This is a genomic window from Corynebacterium lipophilum, assembly GCF_024102595.1.
Classification (GTDB): domain Bacteria; phylum Actinomycetota; class Actinomycetes; order Mycobacteriales; family Mycobacteriaceae; genus Corynebacterium; species Corynebacterium pseudogenitalium.
The window spans coordinates 96,134-115,879 of sequence record NZ_JAEUWV010000003.1; the positions used below are offsets into that span (position 1 = coordinate 96,134).

Sequence of the window (19,746 nt, forward strand, 5' to 3'; positions counted from 1 at the left end):
ACAGGTAAGAATAAACGCTGAAAGGTAGAGCATGAAATGCGACGTAAACCCCGCACCCCAAAGAAATCCATTACGGGAACATTCCCCGTAGACACCGGCAGAGCGACCATCATCGCCGACAAACTTCGCGACGGCGGCTACACCCTCGAACTCAACCGCGTCCCTAGCTCCTACGTTGTACTCGGTGCGCCGGAGGTGCTCACCTTCGACTACATGCAGTGGATCACGGGATTCATCCGCCCCGGCGACACCGTGCCCTCAGACTTCCGGGCAGTACATCTCGGCGGGGCCGCGTGCACCCTGCCTGCGCATTTCGCGCACCGCTACCCCGAAAGCCATCAAACGGCGGTGGAGATCGACCGCAAGCTTGCGCAGCTCGTGCGTTGGGCCTTTCACGAAAACGTCGAGCCTGTCACGATTCGCTGCGCAGAAGCACGCGCGTTCACTCATGCCTGCCAACCACGCAGCCTCGACGTCATCATTCGTGACGTCTTCAGCGGCCCCGACACTCCACGCCCACTGACCACCGTCGAGTTTTTCCGCGCGTGCACCGTGGCACTGCGCCCGGGAGGCATCTACATCGCGAACATCGGCGATAGGCAGCAGCTTCCCAACACCCGAGCCGAAATAGCCGGGCTCCTCGAGGTCTTCCCCCACACCGCGGTTGTCGCACCACCAGCGATGCTCGACGGCCACGAGTACGGCAACGTCATCGTCGCCGCGAGCAACGCACCCTTACTTTTCGACGCCACCTCCGACCCCACCGTGGCCGTGAAAGACGGTACGGCCCTGCTCACGGGCGTTTCCACTGACAGCCTTGCCCGGCGCGACTAGGCTAACTGCTGCGCTTCCGGCACCCAAAGCTTGCGGGCACCGCGGAACGTTGCGCTCACTCCGAGCAGCACCAACAATGTGAACACCGGCACAGAAACAAAACCGTAGCCGTAGGAGCCGAAGTAGTCTTTCACCCACCCCCAGACAGCCGCACCAATTGAAAGCCCAATTGGGTAGGCCATCCCCAGCGTGCCCCAAATCTTCGAGAACTCTTTCTGACCAAACGAGTGCTCTGCGATCAGTGGTGGGGCGACGGTGCCGCTTGCAGTACCGAGGAAGATGAAGATCACGAAGAACACGTAAGGCAGGAGCGTGGTCATGTATGCCCACGCCGCGGTCGCGCCGGCCGCAATCAGCAGCACGATCCACAGGGCCCGCTCCAGGCCGATTTTATCGATGAACCAGCCAAGAAACGGTTTGAACACGATCAGACAAATCGTTGCCGTGATAATGATTGTTGAAATTTCCTCTGGGCGAAGCTCCACACCCCACGGCTTGCCAGAAAGATAGTTCACGAAGTGTTGCGTCATCCCGTAGATCGCGCCCAACAACAGCAATGAGGCCGCCAATACGTAGAACCAGATGCTGCCAAAAGCCTCCCGCTGCGTCATTCCCGGCTCGTTACCAGTTTTCGTGGTCACTTCATCTGCCGGTGCCACCTCCGCACCGTACGGGCGTAGGCCGAGATCCTCAGGATTGCTGCGGAGCAAGAACAACGCCGGTCCCGTTGTCAGCACAACCATTGCGACGGCCATAATCACCATCGAGGTCCGCCATCCAACGGTCCTCAGCAGGATCGGCACTACTACGCCGAGGATCACACCGCCCACTCCTGTTCCCGCCAGGACGATGCCCAACACGGTTCCTCGTTTAGCCACAAACCAGCGATTGATAACGACGATCGGGACGTACTGCAGCGAAAGCCCCACGCCGATACCAATGACGATTCCGGCTGCATAAAACCACCACAGAGATTGTGCGGCGGAAAAGACAACCAAGCCACCCGCAGCAATGAGACCACCAAGGACCAACAAGCCAGGCGCCTTGATTCGGTCAATGAGCATGCCAGCCACCGGCATTGACGCCGCGGAAGCGAAGCCATACAAAGTGAAATGAATCATAAACGCACCTGCACGGGTCCCAGGAAAGTCCCCGAGCACCGCCGGTGTAAAGAAACTCAGACCAGTCAGCGTTATTGAAAACGCCACCTCTACCAGCAAGGCACCGATAATGACCATCAGGTGACGTGCCGGGATTTTCCCAGCGGATTGAATATGCCCTTCAGTCGCAGCCATGTCCGCTACTCCCTCGCAGTCAAAAGAGAATTTGAATGGACTTAGTGTACGTCCGCCTCCGACACAATTGGCGTTTTTGGGTTCTGTGACAGAGGGCTGGCAGAGGGCTAAGGTAACAACTCTGTTACTTCCGGGAGAAAGGGCTGATCTTTGAACCATTTTCGCGCCATGTTCACGATGGCACCCGCACGCCGGGACCATATCCCTGCCTTCCGCACAGCCGCCGGAGTAGCCATCCCACTCCTACTCCTGCTCTGGATCGGCCGCTTCGACCTTGCCATCTACGCCAACTTCGGCGCGTTTACGGGTGTTTATGGACGCCACGAAACCCGACAGGATAGGGCACGGCACCAGCTCCTTGCAGGTACCGCCATCGTGGTCGCGATCGCAATTGGCGCGACGATGTCCTGGACCCACACCAACCAATGGCTCATTATGCTCATCTCTGCCGTCGCGTCCTCCGTGTGGGCGACCATCGCACTGTGGTCAGGCACACGCCCAACCGGGTCCGTATTCGTACTCTTCGCAATCGCCGCGGTAGGGTCCCTTGCCCACCCGGCACACCCACTGATCGCTACAGCAGTCGCTGCTGCGACGGCCGGTCTTTGCTTTGGGCTCGGGAGAATATCGCACCTCATAGGGGAAGGTCCCAATGTGCGTGAACCGCGAGGGGAGGAAGTGGGCGTCGATAAGCAGGCGCTGAAGCGAGAGGCAGCGCGATTCTTCCTCGCTCCCCTGCTCGCTGGAACGATCGGCATCATCTCCGTCGCTCTCATTGACCCGCTGTCGCACTTCTACTGGGCGATGGTCGCTGCGGTAGTGCCGCTGGTCAACAACCGCTACCGCGTGCAGTACTTTCGTGCCTTGCAACGTATGCTCGGCACCCTTTCCGGCATTCTCGTCGCCGGGTTCCTCCTCTCGCACCACATGCAGGAATGGCAGTTCGTGATATGGATCATCATCCTGCAGTTCTTGACCGAAACCTATGTCACCCGCAACTACACGCTGGCAGCGAGCTTCATCACCCCGACCGCCCTGCTGATGATCCAAGCCGTCGAACCTGCCCCCGTCGCGCCAATGCTCCTTGCGCGCAGTGCGGAAACCATCCTCGGTGCTGCCTCAGCGCTCGTAATTATCGCCATCGGATATACCAGAACCAACCCGCACTTGGTACGCCAACGCCTCAAGGCTGCCACCCCTAAAGCCTAAGGCATAAACCTCAAACCGATACTCGGAGCCATACCGCGGCTGGTACAGCGCCGCATACTCCACATCCACAGCCCTGAAGTGTGGCGATGTCACTTCAGCAAGTGCCTGGATATAGTCCCCTACGATCGCCTTCGGCAGGCGCAGCCCCATCGTTAGGTGCGGAATCCACCGAGCACCACGGCCATCGGGATTGAGCTCGTTGAGCTCCCGCGCTGCTCGCTCAAGCTCGTCCGGGCCCTGCAGCAGCCACGCCACCGTCTGCTTCGACTTCGTCCCGAACACCACCGTGCCTACCCTGTCCAGACGCGCAGGCAATAACTGGGGCAGGAGTTCCCCTGCTCGGGCGATCACCTTTCGAGCCATCTGAGGAGCGAACGTCACTGACACGTGCGGGCGCTGCTGCTGAACGGGAAATCCGCGCTGCGCCAGCTCCTCATAAATCTTGCGAATCTCCTGCTCCTGGGATTCAGGCAAGCGCAGCAAAATATTCTCTGGAGACATTCACTCAACCGCCACGGCTTCCTTTTTACGCTTCCTTTTTACAACTTCAGGCGTTGTTGTGCCGCGGGGCGGAGCTCGTCTGCCGATTCATTTAAGTCTTTCAACTCCACAATCACGTCGGGGTTACCGAATGCACTGCGGACGCGCTCGAGGGCCTCGGGAATGCTTAACCCGTCGGCGGAAGCGCCTAAGATCACGTCTTGTAGGGCGTTTTCTCGGCCCCAGTCCACATAGTCTTCAAACCCATATTCAGTGCCGGTAAGCACTTCGTCATTGTTGAACTCGAGCGCTATAACACCGTTTTCAACCCGCCACATCCATCCTATTCCCGGGCAGGGCTCACTGGTTTTCGCGTCGTAGCGTGGTGTCGGAATCATCTCGAGGCCCATGTAGCGGTAGCGGTCTTCAATGTCGTTGCTCACCATCCTGTTCAAGCACCTCCGCCCTCAAGTTTGTGTCGGTTATGTCCAAACGTACCAAACCCCTAGGAAGTTCGCTCATTTGTTCGGATGCCGGACGTTCATGTCCGTTTGGGTTGATAGGGTGATGACAACTCAGGAAAGGAGGGGCCATGACCAGCGAAATCACCCAATGCGTCAACGACATTTCCGCAGCGCTACGCACGTTAAGCAAGCTTTTCGAGGACCCCTCCACTCTCACATTCGACGACATCCGACACGACATTGAGCGCCTCGAGGAGCAGTTTAAAAAGAAAGCAACTATCGACGCCGCCTTCGCCTTCATCGCCGAACGCGAAAAGGCGGGTCGCATTGTCGGCGCCAACTACCCCAACGCATACCTCCAACAATGCCTCGACTTATCAAAAGGCGAGGCCTACAACCGCCTCGAACGTGGCCGGCTCCTCTTCGGCCCACCGCCAGAGCCCACTGCTCATCCCGAGAGTGGAGAAGGCGCCGAAGACCTTTTCTCCCGTACCCATGAAGTGGAGCAACAGCAGGCAACTGCCAGAAAGACGTCTCCCCAGGTCAGTGCGGAGAAACAGAACATCATCCGGCGTGAGCTCGATAGGCTGCTCAAAGCGGGCGCAGGTGAGCGCACCCGTATCTACTCCGCCGCTATGACCGAAGGCTTGCAACGAAACCCGGAAGACCTCCGCCAGTTCGTCCGCCGCGCAGTCGACGACATCAACCGGAAGCATGCCCCACGATCTAACCCCAATGCAGGCCACGAGAACCGCGGTCTATCCTTTGGCCGCCGGAAAGCAGACGGGACCGTAGATATCTACATCAATGCCACGGCCGGTGCTGCGGCGCTGATCAAGGCACATACGGACAAAGGCCTCGCGCCGAACTCCAACCTGCCCGCAGCACTACACGGCGAAGCGGACACCCGCACCCCACAGCAACGTCGCTTTGACCAGTTCTTCGCCATTTTCCAGCAGCATGAGCAATCGCACCAGAAAATGAGCGGTGGCGCTGCCTCGGTGGTCATTTCACTTACACTCGACGATCTCGCCGACGGCGACGCCTCCATGCTATACGACACCAACACCGGCATCGAAGTCGACTGCTTCGACCTTGTCCGGCTCGGCATGGACGGAACTACAGACTTCCTCCTCCAAGTGGACGGTGTCATCTCAGTACCGCTGTGGATGGGCAGAACCACCCGGCTCGCCTCGGTCGAGCAGCGCATCGCGATGTTTGCCATCCAAGGGGTGTGTTCCTGGCTCGGGTGCACAACCTCAATGACAGAGTGTGAGGCGCACCATATTCTCGCCTGGGTAAAGGGCGGAACGACCGACATCGAAAACCTCACTGGGCTCTGCCGCGAGCACCACAGATGCAACAACGACAACAGAGACGGATCCTTCAACAAGGGCTACATGGATTTCGACCCACAAACCGGCAAGGCTGGGCACCGAAAGCACCCGTTTGCCCCGATGAAGTTCAACCAATCCGTCCCAGCAAAGCACTCCGCTGTGAGCAGGATATTCGCAACAAAAGGGAGATGCGACTGCGCTCAGATCGGTGAACGAGACCCCGTGCTGTATCCACGAAGCCAGGCACCACCCAACACCGCACCTTTATCAACAGGTGCCTAAGGTCGGAGTCATGCGCATTTTCACCGTCGGCCATTCCAACCTCGAGTTTGACGAATTCGTAAGCATGCTCGAAGCCTCCGGCGTGCGTGCAATCGTGGACGTACGCAAGCTTCCCGGGTCTAAGAAGTATCCCTGGTTCAATGACAGCTACCTCGCCAAGCACTTGCCTGACCACGGCATCCAGTACTCCCGGAGCGAAGGGCTCACTGGGCGACGCAACGTGTCCAAAACAGTTCCCTTCGAAATCAACGGCAACTGGCGCAACCGAAGCTTCCACAACTACGCAAACCATGCTCTTGGCCACGAGTTCGCAGAGGCACTCCAGCAGCTCAGGACACAAGCCGCCGAAACCCCGACGGTGATCATGTGCTCAGAAGCTGTTTGGTGGCGTTGCCACCGCCGCATCATTGCAGACCACCTGCTTGCCCACGGCGACGACGTGCAACACATCATGGGAATAACGCAGCACGGCCCTACTTTGAACGCAGCAAAGCTCAATGACGGAGCCGTAGTCGGCAAAGATATGAAAGTGCGCTACCCACAGCAAGAAACCAAATAATGCTCATTCCCCTCCACACTCCATCACAACTCGCACGCATATAGAAGCATTCGGGAGCCTTGCTCAATATTGGTCAGTCCATGGCGTTCATAGAAGCGTCGCGCATCGGTGTCTACCTCGTCGACGTTGATCTGCAATTCGCCTGCATTGCGGTTCTGGATCTCCGAGAATACCCGTCGCAGCAGCGCCGTACCGATGCCTCGATTGCGGCAGGATGGTGCAATGTAGAGCTCCTCAAGCATCGCTACCGGACCGTCATAATAGGGGCTGGGGCGCAGCGTGAAGAATGCAAACCCGATATCGTCGGCGAGCAACACGGTGGCGTCGTCACATGCAATGATCTGCCGGAACCTCCGCTCGAGGTTGTCGGGCACCGGGGCGTCGAATTCAACGTTGAAGTCGCGCAAAAGCTTTGCGACGAGCTCCGCATCCCCCACGCCAGCCACTCGGATTTTACTTGCTGTAGTCATAGATGCAGATGGTACCAGGCCGATACAATCACATCCTGGCCCTATCTCCCATCTCCAGTAGTAATGTTCCAGGCCAGCCCAAACTTGTCTTCGACAACACCGAAATGCGCACCCCATGGAGCTTGCGCGAACGGCATAGTGACATTTCCGCCGTCGCGGGTGAGCTTCTCGATGAGCTACTCACCTTCCTCCACCGAATCTACTTCGGCGGTAAAGCCGAAAACTCCGCGGTTCAAGATACTCGCGTTGTTTTGCAGGTCGTCGCCGCCCCCAAACGTAAACGGACCAGTCAGGGTGCCGTGAGCGACAGCGTCGCGTGGCGGGTCGAACGGGAACTGCGCGCCACGGTCGAGCTGCTCGCCATACGTGATGATGTTGAGCTCACCTCCAAACACCTCATGGTAAAACTTGAGCGCTTCGCGAGCATTGCCGGGGAAAGATACGTAAAGCGAAGTCTTCATGAGTGCCAGTGTGGGGAGACAAGCATCCGCAGAGAAGTCCCCGAGCCCCTGGCGGTACCTGTGGGGCTGTGCTTGTAGGGTGGACGGCATGAACGACCTGACCATCGCACCCGGCCCGGGAATCCCCGACGGTGTGGTCATCGCCGCCGCCAACTTGTCGGAACGGTTCGCGAAGGCGTCGGGGCCAGGAGGACAAGGTGTGAACACCACGGACAGCAAGGTCCAGCTATCCCTTGATATCGCCACGTGCACCTCACTTACCGACGTCCAGCGGCGCCGCGCGCTCCGCAACCTCGAGCACCGCCTGGATGGCACCGTCCTCACCGTGGCGGTGTCGACCCAGCGGTCACAGGTCCGCAACCGCTCCGAGGCACGTCAACGCATGTCTGCCCTGTTGCGCGAGGCGCTCGCACCGCCGCCTCCTCCGCGCCGCAAAACGAAGCCAACGCGGGGGTCAGTACGGCGCCGTCTCGAAGCGAAGAAGCGGCGCTCGGAGCTCAAGTCCACAAGGCGACGGCCGCAGATCCCGTAGAGCAAAGAGCGGAATCGGCAGCCACCGCTCGCTTCCAGGAAACGATTTCGCTACACGTTGAAATTGAACTCGACGGTATGTAGTTGCAAAGTTACTTTCTCGAGAACCTCGCCGCCCACGTCGCTCCCGCGTTGGGTGGTAGCCGAACCACAAAGGATCAGTCATCTGCTATCCCATCGACTAATTCTTGCAGGTCGCAGGACCTTCGCGTAACTGTCAGTTCAGCACATTTTGAATAGTTCAGCACACGATGTATTGTTCAGCACATGCTGACCATTGCTTCACGCCTAGACGTCATGAACCGGCTCGGCCGGGCCATGGCGGATCCGACGCGCTCCAGAATCCTGATGACACTACTCGACGGCCCGAGCTACCCGGCCGTGCTTTCGCGCGACCTGGACCTGACCCGCTCGAACGTCTCGAACCACCTGACCTGCCTGCGCGACTGCGGCATCGTCGTCGCCGAGCCGGAGGGCCGCAAGACACGCTACGAAATCGCCGATCCGCACCTCGCGGCAGCGCTCAACGCGCTGGTGAACGCGACGTTGGCTGTCGACGAAAACGCCCCGTGCATCGACCCTGAATGCTCGGTGCTCGGCTGCGGTGAGCAGGGAGCGGACGCATGAGCTCGGCGTGTGGATGCGCACACGAACCCGCCACAGAGATCGAAGAACTCGATCGGCCATGGTGGAAGGACCCCGAGTTGCTACTGCCGATCTTCTCCGGCGTAGCCCTCGGCATAGGCCTGGCGCTGGACTGGTCCGGGGTAGAGACACCCGCGACAGTACTGTTCTGGGTCGGCCTGCTGCTAGGGGCGTATACGTTCGCGCCCGGCGCGATCCGAAACCTTGTCACGAAGCGCAAGCTCGGCATTGGTTTGCTGATGACGATCAGCGCGGTCGGCGCGGTAATCCTCGGTTACGTCGGAGAGGCCGCGGCGCTAGCGTTCCTGTACTCGATCGCCGAGGCGCTGGAAGACAAGGCAATGGATCGGGCACAGGGCGGACTGCGGGCACTGTTGAAGTTGGTACCGCAGACCGCGACGGTGCTGCGCGACGGCACGTCGGTCAAGGTCGCAGCGAAGGACCTCGTGGCTGGCGAACTGATGCTCGTGCGCCCCGGAGAGCGGATCGCCACGGACGGCATCATTCAGTCTGGACGTTCCAGCCTTGACACCTCAGCGATCACCGGAGAATCCATTCCGGAGGAGGTTGCACCCGGCGACGAGGTGCCCGCGGGTGCGATCAACTCCGCCGGTGTGCTGGAAGTAGAGACGACCGCAGCTGGAACGGACAACTCGCTGACCACACTCGTCGACCTCGTCGAGCAGGCGCAGGCGAAGAAGGGTGACCGCGCCCGGATCGCCGACCGAATTGCCCAACCCCTAGTGCCCGGGGTGATGATCCTGGCGGTGCTGGTCGGCGTGATTGGCTCACTGCTGGGCGACCCCGAGACGTGGATCACCCGTGCGTTGGTGGTCCTGGTCGCAGCGTCGCCGTGCGCACTGGCAATCTCCGTGCCGCTGACGGTCGTGGCCGCAATCGGCGCGGCCAGCCAGTTTGGCGTGGTCATCAAGTCCGGCGCGGCGTTCGAGCGGCTCGGTGGCGTCCGTCACCTGGCGGTGGACAAGACCGGAACCCTTACCCGCAACCAGCCCGAGGTTACCGGAGTGGTCCCGGCAGAGGGATTCGATCGGGCGCAGGTGCTTGCCTTCGCGGCGGCAGTTGAGCAGCAATCGACGCACCCCCTCGCCGCGGCGATCGCGGCAGCGGAGCCCGAAGCGCCCGCCGCCCTGGACATCAGCGAGGAAGCCGGGCATGGCATCGGCGGCACCGTCGAAGGTCGACGGGTGCTGGTGGGCAGCCCCCGGTGGATCGACGCCGGGCCACTGAAGGCAGACGTTGAGCGCATGGAGTCCGAAGGTCAGACCTGCGTCCTGGTCACCGTCGATGACACCCTCGCCGGAGCGATCGGGGTCCGCGACGAGCTGCGTCCCGAGGTTCCCGAAGCTGTGCAGACCCTGCACGCTAACGACGTGAAGGTGAGCATGCTCACCGGCGACAACACTCGCACCGCCCGGGCGCTGGCTGAGATCGCCGGGATCGACGATGTGCGCGCCGAGCTACGCCCAGAGGACAAGGCAAGCATCGTCGCCGAACTCTCCTCCAAGACACCGACGGCCATGATCGGCGACGGCATCAACGATGCTCCGGCACTGGCGGGCGCAACGGTGGGTATAGCGATGGGAGCGACCGGCTCTGACGCCGCGATCGAGTCCGCTGACGTCGCCTTCACCGGCCACGACCTCCGGCTGATCCCTCAGGCACTGCAACACGCCCGCCGAGGCAGCAGGATCATCAACCAAAACATCGTGCTGTCTCTGGCCATCATTATCGTGTTGATGCCACTGGCTATCAGCGGTGTGCTGGGCCTGGCCGCCGTCGTGTTGGTTCACGAAGTCGCCGAAGTCATCGTGATCTTGAACGGCCTGCGGGCTGCACGAGCGAAACGCTGAGGCTGTGACCGGCAAGTCTTATAAGAGTTAAACCACGCGCCGAGCGCACACACGTTGGACCAGGCGAGTCATTCGAGTTCACCACCTGGTCCTTCTCGATGCGTGCAGGCACGGGAACTGTGGGTGAACCTAATAGTTCAACGGCCCGATACCGCTTGCAGATTCTACACACGAGGTAGCGGAATGGACCGAGGCCGAACGAAAACCGGAGTTAGAGACAGCGCTCTTCAACCTACCCCCCAATAACGCGAAACGTCATTAACGCTCCGCGTTACACGTTAAATTTGAACTCCACCACATTCCATATCCCTATAACGTCTCGAGCGATGCGCATACACACTCCAGCTCACAGTGTCCTGCAAACTCGCTGTGTGACGCGATTTATGCCGCTCAGTGCAGCCCGCGCCGGAAACGTTCTGCGTCCTCCTCGTTCCGTCGTGCGTCGTTTTCGTACGAGAAAGCGATTCTCCTAAATAAACCAGCCACTCGAGGCGCGATGTCGGCAAATACTTGGGCCTTGACTCGATAGTCCGCAGCAAGCCTGAGCTCCTGCTCGCCGCCGTCTTCCAAGCCGCGACTAGTAACTCCACGACTATTAAGGATATAGAGGTACAAGCCGGTCTCAATGTGATCAAGCTGCACTTCTTCAATGAGATCCCGCACGACGTTGCCCGGCCAGGTGCCGTCAGCGTCTGGTGGGGTGTGGCCCAGAACCTGGCCAATCTGCTGCAGGCCGACCTCGGTCCGGCCTCGTTCAGCCAGGAGCTCCATAGCTTGATCAAGCCAGGTTCGAAGCACCTCGGCATTCATGACGCCATCGACGAGGCCGGGCGGTGTGTCCCATGCATTGAGTAAGCGGTACGCATTGGTTGCCAGGGAAGCGTCGTGTTGTTCTTCGCCAGCCGAGTCCTCGGCGCCTTCTTCGTCCTCACCGCTCGGCCGGGCACGGTAAAGAGTGCATACGATCTCGACGAATTTTTCAGGGTCGGCAGCTAAGCCTTCGGATAGCGCTGGGACTCTCGCGTCATAGCCGAGCGCCGGAAGGTACGACCACTGCAGTCGAACAAGGCAGCCAGGCTCAAGGTGCTCGCGCATAGCTTCGAGGTAGGCGAAGAGCCGCTGAAAATCATAGGACGATAGATCACGAGCTGCGGCAGATAGAGTTTGATCTGCCAGGAGCCCGTCCAGTGCTCGCACAATGAGTTTCGCTACCTGGGGACGCGGGCCGTCCTTGTCGATGTGGGTGTACATGCTCATGAGATGTACGACGTCGGCGTGGCGGCCAACTTGGATCAAGTGCTCAGCAATCTCGTCGATCTTGTCAATTTCTTGCCCCAAGCCGATTGTCTGGAATGCCCTCCAGTATCGGGCCGCAAGATCCGGGTCCGTATCAACCAGAGCCCATACCTCAGCGAGGTTGCCGCGCGCGACAAGCAGGAGTCGAACACGTTGATCGACCGTAAGATCGCTCTGTTCAAGGAAGTCTGTGATCAGAGCGAAACCTTCTAGGGAATAGCGAGTCGAGAAATACGACATCGCGGTGCTGGCGAGATCCTGGTCGGCTGATGTCAACCAACCGAGCAACTCATCATCGTGCGACGAGCCGATTTTCGCCAAGGCGATACCAACGGCCCCCGGTACCGACGCGTCTCGTGCCAGTCTCGTGATGGCGTCAAAACCGCCCTCGGCCTCGATCTTCTCTACGGCTTGGACGCGTCGGCGCCCGAGCTCACGTTCAAAGGCTTCATAATCATCTTGTTTGTGAGCGCCGATATACGGAGTCCATGATTGAAAGAGTCCGATCAGTCGGACATACGCAGACCTTGGCTGGTAGCGCGCTGCCAGTGAGTCGAGCTTGCTGAGTTCCTCGTCTGGAAGTGTCCAGGCAGCATCCGGAAACTTACGATGACGGCCGATGAGGTCCACCAGGGTTCGCCACACCGCTTCTCGAAAGTCAGCCGTAAACTGCGGCTGGTCGGCCATCGATTCGAGAGCATCCACCACTCGAGTTCGGTTTGCTGGTGGTAACTCTGCCGTGTGAGAAAGGATCGTTGACCAGCGTTGCGCATCCTGACCAGCATCTTCGATGCAACGCTCTACCGCGGCGGTCGTCATCTTCCATAATTCGCCGTATGTCACAGATAGTTTGTCCGGCCTCCAAGTTCGGAACGCAGGTGTACTAATCGGGAAATGTGTCCCGTGCCCCTCAGGAAGCATGCTGCACTCCAACTTCCAAGCAACGCCAGGGCGTCTTCGGCGCAACGTGTCGAGGACAATAAGTCGCCGGTCAGGATCGACAGAGCTATCTGGATGCCACGGGCGGAATATTGCAGCCAAAGAGGCCGCGGGACGGTTAGCCAGCCGACCACCCGGATCGATCTCGTCAAGGCGTGCCAGGAGATCGACAGCACGTCCGAAATGATCAGAGGACCAGGACACGCACTCGAGCGCCCACAGCAGATTGCTGTGGGGAGTTCCGCCCGAGAAGATTCCCGACTCGTCGGCGTTGTCCTGGAACATGGTGGCCAATAGAGGGGCATCGCCCGCTGTTGCTGCACTGACCGCTTCGAGGAAGGCGTCCGGCCCGGCCTCAGCGAGGAGAGGCAAGATGTCAGCTAGTGATTGCCACGCTCGCCCGGTATCATCTGTCGACGCCCTTTCGAGTAGCTTCCCAACCAGATAGTTTGCGAATTCTGCCCCTGATACCCCACCCGACAAGACGACAGTTTCGCCGTACATTCCCAATAGAGCGAGCGACTGAGCGAGGCCGCGGCGGAGGTCACCGGAGTAGCGACGGATTTTGCCATCAATCGATGCTCTCCACCGTTGATCCCGCGGTAGGTCGAGGGCCGGATCGTCCTCTGCGAAGACCCTCTCGACGATGGTCCCGAACCGCTTCATGTCATCGTGAGTCAGCTTCGGCACCAACAGCATCCAAGCATCCACCGGTGAGACAAGATGCCAAGCTTCGCCAGTGCGGATTACCAGAGGATCGGTAGGATTATCGGCTATTCCTGTGATCGCCTCTCTAAACGATTCGTAGTCGGTTCCCGTGAGCGCCTCGAGGATCGAACGATCCCCTTCTGCATTGTCTCCCCAGGAGCCAGCCAACAGGATTGATCGGAAGTTTCGGGACGGACTCGCATCAGCCCAGGTCGGTCGATGCAGGACGGCCTTTACAGCCAAGTTTCGCCGCAGACCGGTCAAGCTTCGCCGTGCGAGCCTACCGAGCTCATCGGCCCTATCTCCATCTGTGACTCCGGCGCTCGTCAGCGCGACTGCTGCCTCAGCAGCATCCAACGCTGGAAGTGTGACGTCGGCACCTTCGTTGGAGACAACCGGCACGCAAAAGTTATGCACAGAACCTGCGGGGATCTCGCTTGCCAACTCGGGCTTGAGAGGGACCAAGACGAGCGGTTGGGACGAGGTTGTCAACTGCCTCCATGTGGATATGTCGTCGACGAATGCGAGCCGTGCGAGCATCTCGCCGCTGCTCTGGTCATCAAGGTTGACGGCGATCGCAGCGATGAAGGCGCATACTTCCTCCATCGAGGCACCAGCAATCGTAGTGACGGAGCCGGATGAACCAAGCCGGTCTTCAAGATCCTTGGCAGTGTCAGTTCGACCGGCGAGCACAACTTTCGGTATCAATGTTGGATTCGTTTGTGCTGCCCAATCTCGCCACCAGGTCAAACCGGTGCGAAGTCCGTATGGAGAAAGTCCCAGTTCTTCCGATAGCCACGCCCATGTAATTGGGGCGGCCTCAAGCCAGGTCTCGATATCATCAAGCCCGAAAGCCTTGACGTCTCTCCAGACCTGGTCGTTTCGCTTATTTTTAGCCCATTTGTCCCGTGCCGTCCAAGTGCGCAGGATCACTTCGATATAGGTGCACTCAGCGGTCCATGTGCCGTCTGGAGTGTCTGTTCGCTTAGAATAGTCCTCATCGGCCTTCTTGTTAGGGCTGGAATTAACCGACAGCTCCCATACCGACAAACCATCTGGAACCCAAGCCGTCGCTTCGGTTGCCCGAACAGAACCGTCCCAATCCCCTGCTGCCACACCGTCGCCTGCGGGCATCCCTAGCTGGACCAACCCCGGTGTCGTTTCAAGGATGAGACGACGCACCAGACGCGGGAGTTCAGACTCCGAATTACGAGTATCGGCCCAGTTCTTCAGCTTACTTCGGTCAATGTAGCCTGCTCTAGTCCTCACGGGTTACGCCTCCAGTCGCGCAAGTTACTCCCCATAAACTAGGTCGCTCCAGATCCAGGTTTAGAGAGTTTAATGGATAAACGATTCCTTATACCTGAACGCGCAGCCCAAAATTGATCAATATCAGAAGTGTAATTACGACAGAGCACTATATGTTGAACTGGACCACCACGTTTCACATAACTATAACTTCACAACGCTCAGTCACGCTCTGGTCCGCTCATCCGTGTTATTCTGGCGTCACGTTGTGATGGTGTGACCATCCTTCATCTAAAGCATGACGGGAGTAATTGCCTGGGACGTCACTGGATTGGACGTCTGGCGACAATGGTCGCCACTGGCCCGCGCGACGGAACGAGCTCGCCGAACACGCCTGAGGGGATGGACCCCGGGCCGGAGCGCCAATTGGCTCCGGTAGCGCCTTCTTGACAGAAGGAGAAACGCTACCGGGAGTTTCCATGAGCGCATTCGCGTTACCGTCACTAGAAGACGAGAAAACACTTCTTACCCTGCAGGATGCGGTGGCCGAAGGTTTCGGCGGCTACTCCACCCTCCGCAAGTACATCTCCGAGGGATATCTGCGCGCCAGCAAAATCGGTGGGCGCATCAAGATCGAGAGGGCTGACCTCGAGGCCCTCAAACACCCCACCGGCCGCCAGCCGACATTTGAGGATATCGAGTCGGCCGTGAGCCGCATCGCCGCCGCTGCTCCCCCGGCTGAGCGATCAGCAGATCCACCGTCTCGCTCGGCTCCTGGGCGGTGGCCAGCAATGAGCACAAATAAAACCCCACCAGCTTGGACAGGGGAAGCTTGGCAGAGGTAATCAAACTCTCCACCGCGCTCTCAATTCCACAATCTTTCAGCGTCCTTGTCTGTGACCTACTGGGCCACCTTTCAAGCTACCCCCCCCAATAACGCGAAGCGTCATTAATGCCCGGAGCTACACGTTGAACTTGAATTAAACGGGATGCCATTGCAAAGTTACCTCGTCATCACCGCTGGGCACGTTTCCGGATTCCGAATACCGCGATACGGATCTTAGCCTGACCTCCATCGGGCAGTGCTTGCTTAGAGTTCACTGTCTCATACCACTTCGAAACTACCGCTCTGCTAGTCTCCCAGCATCAGTACGGCTTCGCGCAAATTCGAATAACGGTAGTCAATTCCCCCGTCTTGCTCCCCTCGCTTCGATAGCCATTCCGCTAAAGAGGTCCAAGCACTCTTCGCCTTTACCGGCTCCACCTGCTGATCAAGGATGCTCATTAGTATCGCCTCGGTGGCTGCTGCCAAACGAACCTGATCGTGATCGTTATGTTTGATCGCATACTCAAGAGCTTCAATATGCTGGGGTTGCAGCCAAGACGCGAAAGTCTCAACAACCCGGAGATTCGCCTCTGCCACTCGAAAGTTGCCCGATTCCTCAACGAGCTCGAACGCTCTTTTGAGTAAGAGATCGTGTCGTGTAGCTAACTCTTGTAACCCTACCAAGTCATCTGCATTCAGAGTTCCTAAAATCTTCCTCCATCGGCAAGCGTATTCGTCCCTCAACGGCACACCACCAACAAGGAACCCCTGGCTTAAAAGTTTTCGATCGTCTGCTCCCGAGATTAAAGTTGATGCTCGCCTCTCCGCGGTAGATGGCAGTAAATCCCAAAATACTTGGTACGCGCCAAAGGTTCCCACAGCTCTTATAAGCGTCGCATCATCGAGCTTACCACTGTCTTCCCAGTTCAATAGGACCGACTCCAAGGACTCGTTGAAAACCGCGGGGGCTTCTTCTGCCAGCCTGAGAATCGATTTCCGCGCTCGAGTACCGACTCGAGGGTTGAGTTGCTGGCCATTGGCCTCAGGCCTCAGGCTCCACTTAAGAATAAGTTTGACCAAGTTTTTTTGAACTGACTCTGTGGATCGTTTAAAGAACCGTTCGACAAAGTAGTCACTAGTGTCCGGCCAGCCATCACCAGCGATTTCACTTTCCAAGAGCTGAATTTGGGTTTTACCAGCGATCGGCGGATGTGAAAAAGTAGCTAGATGCGCTGAAATGATGTGGGCCCGAACAAGTTCGTTACCCGGTTGAAAGAGGGTGTCGGTATCGGTAAATCCTGGGTGTGCACATAAATCACGATCTTCCCGCAGCCGTTTGAGCTCTTGATACTCACGATGCGTTAGCAGGTCAAAATCATCTTTGCATTTTTCGAGAAGGTTTCGTTCAAAGTTTTGCGCTTGATGCACGTTTCTAGTCTCAATCGCTTTCGTGAACGTACTTAAGTAATCCCGAGCTGCTCCATCACCGGTATCGGACAAGTTTTGCAGCTTCTGAATAAGATCGACGTTTACGGCTATCCAAAGCGAAACTAGCGCAGCTCTATATGCACCTGCGTTGTAACACCTGATCGCTTCCGAGACGAGTGGCTTAGTTCTCGAATCCCGAATTTCATTTTCAACCTGTCCTAAATCCTTCATTCAATAACACCAGACCTCGGCTATTCGAGTTGCTCAAAGTAATAAATTACTTCTTGTTGCCAGCAGTTGTATTGAACTTGAACTCGACCACGTCCCCATCTTCCATGACGTAGTCCTTGCCTTCTTGACGCACCTTGCCGTTGGCGCGGGCCTCCGCCATGGAGCCAAACTTATCGAGGTCCTCAAAACTTACGATTTCGGCCTTGATGAAGCCTTTTTCAAAGTCGGTGTGGATGACTCCCGCGGCCTTCGGCGCAGTGTCACCCTGGTGGATCGTCCAGGCGCGAGCTTCCTTCGGACCTGCAGTGAGGTACGTCTGCAGGCCGAGGGTTGCGAAACCTGCTTTCGCAAGCGTCTCCAGTCCGGGCTCGTCCTGCCCCACAGATGCGAGGAGCTCCGATGCGTCCTCTTCATCAAGTTCGAGTAGCTCGGTCTCGGTTTGCGCGTCCAGGAAGACGGCCTGAGCAGGCGCGACAAGTTCGCGCAGTTCCTGCTTGCGGGCTTCGTCGGTGAGCACGGCTTCGTCGGAGTTGAAGACGTACAGGAATGGTTTCGCCGTCATGAGGTGCAGGTGGTGCAGCAAATCGAGGTCGATGTCCCCTGACTTTGCCGCGGCGAAGAGGGTGCGGTCGTCCTCAAGCACTGCTTGTGCTTTTTTGGCTTCTTCAGCTTCCGCGGCGACGTCCTTGCTCTTACGGCCTTCTTTTTCTAGGCGTGGCAATGCTTTCTCAATTGTCTGTAGGTCAGCGAGGATCAGCTCGGTGTTGATGACGGAGATGTCGGACGCCGGGTCTACCTTGCCGTCAACGTGAATGACGTTGTCGTCGGCGAACGCGCGCACCACCTGGCAAATCGCGTCGGCTTCTCGGATGTTTGCAAGGAACGCGTTGCCCATGCCTTCGCCTTCAGAAGCACCCTTGACGATGCCGGCGATGTCAACGAACGACACAGTGGCAGGCAGAATGCGCTCAGATTCAAAGATCTCAGCCAACCGCTTCAGACGTGGGTCTGGCAGCTCTACCAGCCCCACGTTCGGCTCGATGGTTGCGAACGGGTAGTTCGCAGCGAGCACATCATTCCGCGTCAACGCGTTAAATAGGGTTGACTTTCCAACATTGGGCAAACCGACGATTCCAAGTGTAAGACTCACGCTGGCCAATCCTAGCCCACCGATCACGTTGCCGTCGAAAAGTTTGCAGCTCGCGGTCGGGTTACGTTTCTTTCCCCCTCGGATGGGGCACAATAGGTCGGGTGAGCACTCAAAAACCTCTCGACTACGACGCCAATCCGATCGATCGTGGCATTGTCTACCGCGCGTGGATCAAGTCCGCAGCAACGCTGACGCTGCGGGTCCTCATTGTCGCAGTGTTTTTGGCCGCGCTTGGCAAAGTAATTGGCATGTTTTGGGCGGGCATCCTCCCCGTTGTGCTTGCACTCATCATTTGTACGGTGCTCGCCCCTGTCGCAGGATGGCTTCGTAGCCATGGCCTCCCAGCCGGTCTTTCCGCGCTGCTGACGCTGCTTGGATTCTTTGGATTTCTTGGGTTCCTCATCTCTCTCATTGCTCCGGATATCGCAGCTCACTCGAGGCTCCTGTATTTGCAGGCTCTCGAAGGCGTGCAGCGTCTCCAGCTCTGGCTCCAGGGCCCTCCGTTGAACGTCAACCCCGATGATCTTGATGAGGGCGTGAACGAGATTGCGCAGTGGCTCCAGAAACAGGCCGGGGCAATCGCTGGTGGTGTATTCACAGGCATTGGCACTGCCGCAGGCCTGATTGTCACACTGTTCGTCGTGCTCGTCTTAACTTTCTTTTTCCTCAAAGACGGACACAAGTTCCTGCCATGGCTTCGCAGCGCTACCGGTGGCCGCGCAGGCCTTCATTTCACTGAGCTCTTCACCCGTGCATGGAACACACTTGGGGGGTTCATTCGCGCCCAGGCAGTGGTCTCACTTGTCGACGCCATCTTCATCGGCCTCGGCATCTACTTCGTAGGCGTCCCAATGGCTTTTACGCTCGCCGTCTTAACGTTCATCGCGGGGTTCATCCCGATTGTGGGTGCGGTTGTGGCAGGCGCGCTTGCCATTTTGGTCGCGTTGGTGTCGCTTGGCGTAACCCAAGCGTTGATTGTGTTTGCCATCGTCATTGTTGTCCAGCAGCTGGAGGGCAATGTGCTCTCCCCGATGCTGCAGTCCCGTGCGATGAACTTGCATCCGGTGATCGTGCTGGTCTCCGTGACCGTAGGTGGTGGACTCTTCAACCTGATTGGTGCCTTCTTAGCAGTCCCCGTAGCTGCGATGATCGCGGTTTGCTACCGCTACGCGCTCGATATCGTGCGCATCCACTCAGGGGAAGTACGCCCGGAAGATCTTTCTTTCATCACCGAGGAAGGTCGTGCGATTGCTGAGCTGGAAAGCATCGAAAGCCAACACAAGCGCGATGCGCTGCGCGAGGAAGATGAATGGGCAGCCACTGTCCCCTCGGAGGCTGCACAGGGAGAGGCCATAGAGGAGGATCCTGATCAGCCCGATCGCCGTTTCCGCCCGCGATACAAGCCCGACAAGTTAAAACATATGTTCGAGCGACTGCGCCCTAACACATAGTCTTGTCCCGCCCATGTGCTCTACTAATGCA

The 19,746-nt window shown here is 58.3% G+C and carries 17 protein-coding genes; 9 read left to right on the forward strand and 8 right to left on the reverse strand.

All coding sequences use genetic code 11. From position 1 onward, the window contains the following. The first annotated feature begins 36 nt into the window (after nt 1-36). Nucleotides 37-834, forward strand: a complete 798-nt coding sequence (locus tag JMN37_RS03820) for a spermidine synthase (protein ID WP_252931079.1) — start codon at nt 37-39, stop codon at nt 832-834. Here the strand turns inward: JMN37_RS03820 and JMN37_RS03825 are convergent. Further along, entirely contained in the window at nt 831-2,129 is a 1,299-nt protein-coding gene (locus JMN37_RS03825; RefSeq protein ID WP_252931080.1) for an MFS transporter, read from the reverse strand. The genes JMN37_RS03820 and JMN37_RS03825 overlap by 4 nt on opposite strands. Before the next feature lie 150 nt (nt 2,130-2,279). Here JMN37_RS03825 and JMN37_RS03830 point away from each other — a divergent pair, with 150 nt between their 5' ends. Beyond that, nucleotides 2,280-3,338: an FUSC family protein gene (locus tag JMN37_RS03830; protein WP_177224282.1), complete on the forward strand. Its 1,059-nt coding sequence runs from the start codon at nt 2,280-2,282 to the stop codon at nt 3,336-3,338. On the opposite strand, the gene JMN37_RS03835 is transcribed toward JMN37_RS03830, so the two are convergent. Beyond that, nucleotides 3,249-3,839, reverse strand: coding sequence for a 2'-5' RNA ligase family protein (locus tag JMN37_RS03835; protein WP_252931081.1), 591 nt, complete (start codon nt 3,837-3,839; stop codon nt 3,249-3,251). The genes JMN37_RS03830 and JMN37_RS03835 overlap by 90 nt on opposite strands. Nucleotides 3,840-3,877: 38 nt before the next feature. Continuing rightward, nucleotides 3,878-4,264: a hypothetical protein gene (locus tag JMN37_RS03840; protein WP_252931082.1), complete on the reverse strand. Its 387-nt coding sequence runs from the start codon at nt 4,262-4,264 to the stop codon at nt 3,878-3,880. 146 nt (nt 4,265-4,410) lie between these two features. On the opposite strand from JMN37_RS03840, the gene JMN37_RS03845 reads away from it, so the two are divergent. Both JMN37_RS03845 and JMN37_RS03850 read left to right on the forward strand, forming a co-directional pair. Next, nucleotides 4,411-5,901, forward strand: a complete 1,491-nt coding sequence (locus JMN37_RS03845; RefSeq protein ID WP_252931083.1) for an HNH endonuclease signature motif containing protein — start codon at nt 4,411-4,413, stop codon at nt 5,899-5,901. Nucleotides 5,902-5,911: 10 nt separating this feature from the next. After that, nucleotides 5,912-6,460: a DUF488 domain-containing protein gene (locus JMN37_RS03850; protein WP_252931084.1), complete on the forward strand. Its 549-nt coding sequence runs from the start codon at nt 5,912-5,914 to the stop codon at nt 6,458-6,460. Nucleotides 6,461-6,483: 23 nt separating this feature from the next. Here the strand turns inward: JMN37_RS03850 and JMN37_RS03855 are convergent, their stop codons facing one another. Both JMN37_RS03855 and JMN37_RS03860 read right to left on the reverse strand, forming a co-directional pair. Then, nucleotides 6,484-6,930, reverse strand: a complete 447-nt coding sequence (locus tag JMN37_RS03855; RefSeq protein WP_148792112.1) for a GNAT family N-acetyltransferase — start codon at nt 6,928-6,930, stop codon at nt 6,484-6,486. 176 nt (nt 6,931-7,106) lie between these two features. Beyond that, nucleotides 7,107-7,391: a VOC family protein gene (locus tag JMN37_RS03860; RefSeq protein WP_252931085.1), complete on the reverse strand. Its 285-nt coding sequence runs from the start codon at nt 7,389-7,391 to the stop codon at nt 7,107-7,109. A gap of 88 nt (nt 7,392-7,479) precedes the next feature. On the opposite strand from JMN37_RS03860, the gene arfB reads away from it, so the two are divergent. From arfB to JMN37_RS03875, 3 genes are all read left to right on the forward strand, one after another. Then, the gene (gene arfB, locus JMN37_RS03865; RefSeq protein WP_148792751.1) at nt 7,480-7,923 is read left to right on the forward strand and encodes an alternative ribosome rescue aminoacyl-tRNA hydrolase ArfB; all 444 of its coding nucleotides are present in this window, start codon (nt 7,480-7,482) and stop codon (nt 7,921-7,923) included. Nucleotides 7,924-8,189: 266 nt separating this feature from the next. Beyond that, entirely contained in the window at nt 8,190-8,549 is a 360-nt protein-coding gene (gene cmtR / locus JMN37_RS03870; RefSeq protein ID WP_148792111.1) for a Cd(II)/Pb(II)-sensing metalloregulatory transcriptional regulator CmtR, read from the forward strand. Then, nucleotides 8,546-10,438 (forward strand): heavy metal translocating P-type ATPase, encoded by a 1,893-nt coding sequence (locus JMN37_RS03875; RefSeq protein ID WP_252931086.1) that lies wholly within the window; start codon nt 8,546-8,548, stop codon nt 10,436-10,438. Before cmtR ends, JMN37_RS03875 begins: the two co-directional genes overlap by 4 nt. 390 nt (nt 10,439-10,828) lie before the next feature. On the opposite strand, the gene JMN37_RS03880 is transcribed toward JMN37_RS03875, so the two are convergent. Next, nucleotides 10,829-14,650, reverse strand: coding sequence for a hypothetical protein (locus JMN37_RS03880; RefSeq protein ID WP_252931087.1), 3,822 nt, complete (start codon nt 14,648-14,650; stop codon nt 10,829-10,831). Nucleotides 14,651-15,108: 458 nt separating this feature from the next. Here JMN37_RS03880 and JMN37_RS03885 point away from each other — a divergent pair, with 458 nt between their 5' ends. Next, nucleotides 15,109-15,474: a helix-turn-helix domain-containing protein gene (locus JMN37_RS03885; RefSeq protein WP_252931088.1), complete on the forward strand. Its 366-nt coding sequence runs from the start codon at nt 15,109-15,111 to the stop codon at nt 15,472-15,474. A 287-nt stretch (nt 15,475-15,761) separates the two neighbouring features. Here the strand turns inward: JMN37_RS03885 and JMN37_RS03890 are convergent, their stop codons facing one another. Both JMN37_RS03890 and ychF read right to left on the reverse strand, forming a co-directional pair. Next, on the reverse strand, nt 15,762-17,114 hold the full coding sequence (locus JMN37_RS03890) for a hypothetical protein (protein ID WP_252931089.1): 1,353 nt from the start codon (nt 17,112-17,114) through the stop codon (nt 15,762-15,764). A gap of 46 nt (nt 17,115-17,160) precedes the next feature. Beyond that, complete coding sequence (gene ychF, locus JMN37_RS03895; protein WP_252931090.1) at nt 17,161-18,264, reverse strand: redox-regulated ATPase YchF; 1,104 nt, start codon at nt 18,262-18,264, stop codon at nt 17,161-17,163. Nucleotides 18,265-18,365: 101 nt separating this feature from the next. Between ychF and JMN37_RS03900 the strand changes: the two genes are divergently transcribed. Continuing rightward, nucleotides 18,366-19,715, forward strand: coding sequence for an AI-2E family transporter (locus tag JMN37_RS03900; protein ID WP_252931091.1), 1,350 nt, complete (start codon nt 18,366-18,368; stop codon nt 19,713-19,715). Nucleotides 19,716-19,746: the final 31 nt, after the last annotated feature.

Excerpts from the sequence above, each read along its gene's own strand:
- JMN37_RS03820 (WP_252931079.1), top strand. The coding sequence starts at position 37 with ATGCGACGTAAACCCCGCACCCCAAAGAAATCCATTACGGGAACATTC.
- JMN37_RS03825 (WP_252931080.1), bottom strand. The coding sequence starts at position 2,129 with ATGGCTGCGACTGAAGGGCATATTCAATCCGCTGGGAAAATCCCGGCA.
- JMN37_RS03835 (WP_252931081.1), bottom strand. The coding sequence starts at position 3,839 with ATGTCTCCAGAGAATATTTTGCTGCGCTTGCCTGAATCCCAGGAGCAG.
- JMN37_RS03840 (WP_252931082.1), bottom strand. The coding sequence starts at position 4,264 with ATGGTGAGCAACGACATTGAAGACCGCTACCGCTACATGGGCCTCGAG.
- JMN37_RS03845 (WP_252931083.1), top strand. The coding sequence starts at position 4,411 with ATGACCAGCGAAATCACCCAATGCGTCAACGACATTTCCGCAGCGCTA.
- JMN37_RS03850 (WP_252931084.1), top strand. The coding sequence starts at position 5,912 with ATGCGCATTTTCACCGTCGGCCATTCCAACCTCGAGTTTGACGAATTC.
- JMN37_RS03855 (WP_148792112.1), bottom strand. The coding sequence starts at position 6,930 with ATGACTACAGCAAGTAAAATCCGAGTGGCTGGCGTGGGGGATGCGGAG.
- JMN37_RS03860 (WP_252931085.1), bottom strand. The coding sequence starts at position 7,391 with ATGAAGACTTCGCTTTACGTATCTTTCCCCGGCAATGCTCGCGAAGCG.
- arfB (WP_148792751.1), top strand. The coding sequence starts at position 7,480 with ATGAACGACCTGACCATCGCACCCGGCCCGGGAATCCCCGACGGTGTG.
- cmtR (WP_148792111.1), top strand. The coding sequence starts at position 8,190 with ATGCTGACCATTGCTTCACGCCTAGACGTCATGAACCGGCTCGGCCGG.
- JMN37_RS03875 (WP_252931086.1), top strand. The coding sequence starts at position 8,546 with ATGAGCTCGGCGTGTGGATGCGCACACGAACCCGCCACAGAGATCGAA.
- JMN37_RS03885 (WP_252931088.1), top strand. The coding sequence starts at position 15,109 with ATGAGCGCATTCGCGTTACCGTCACTAGAAGACGAGAAAACACTTCTT.
- JMN37_RS03890 (WP_252931089.1), bottom strand. The coding sequence starts at position 17,114 with ATGAAGGATTTAGGACAGGTTGAAAATGAAATTCGGGATTCGAGAACT.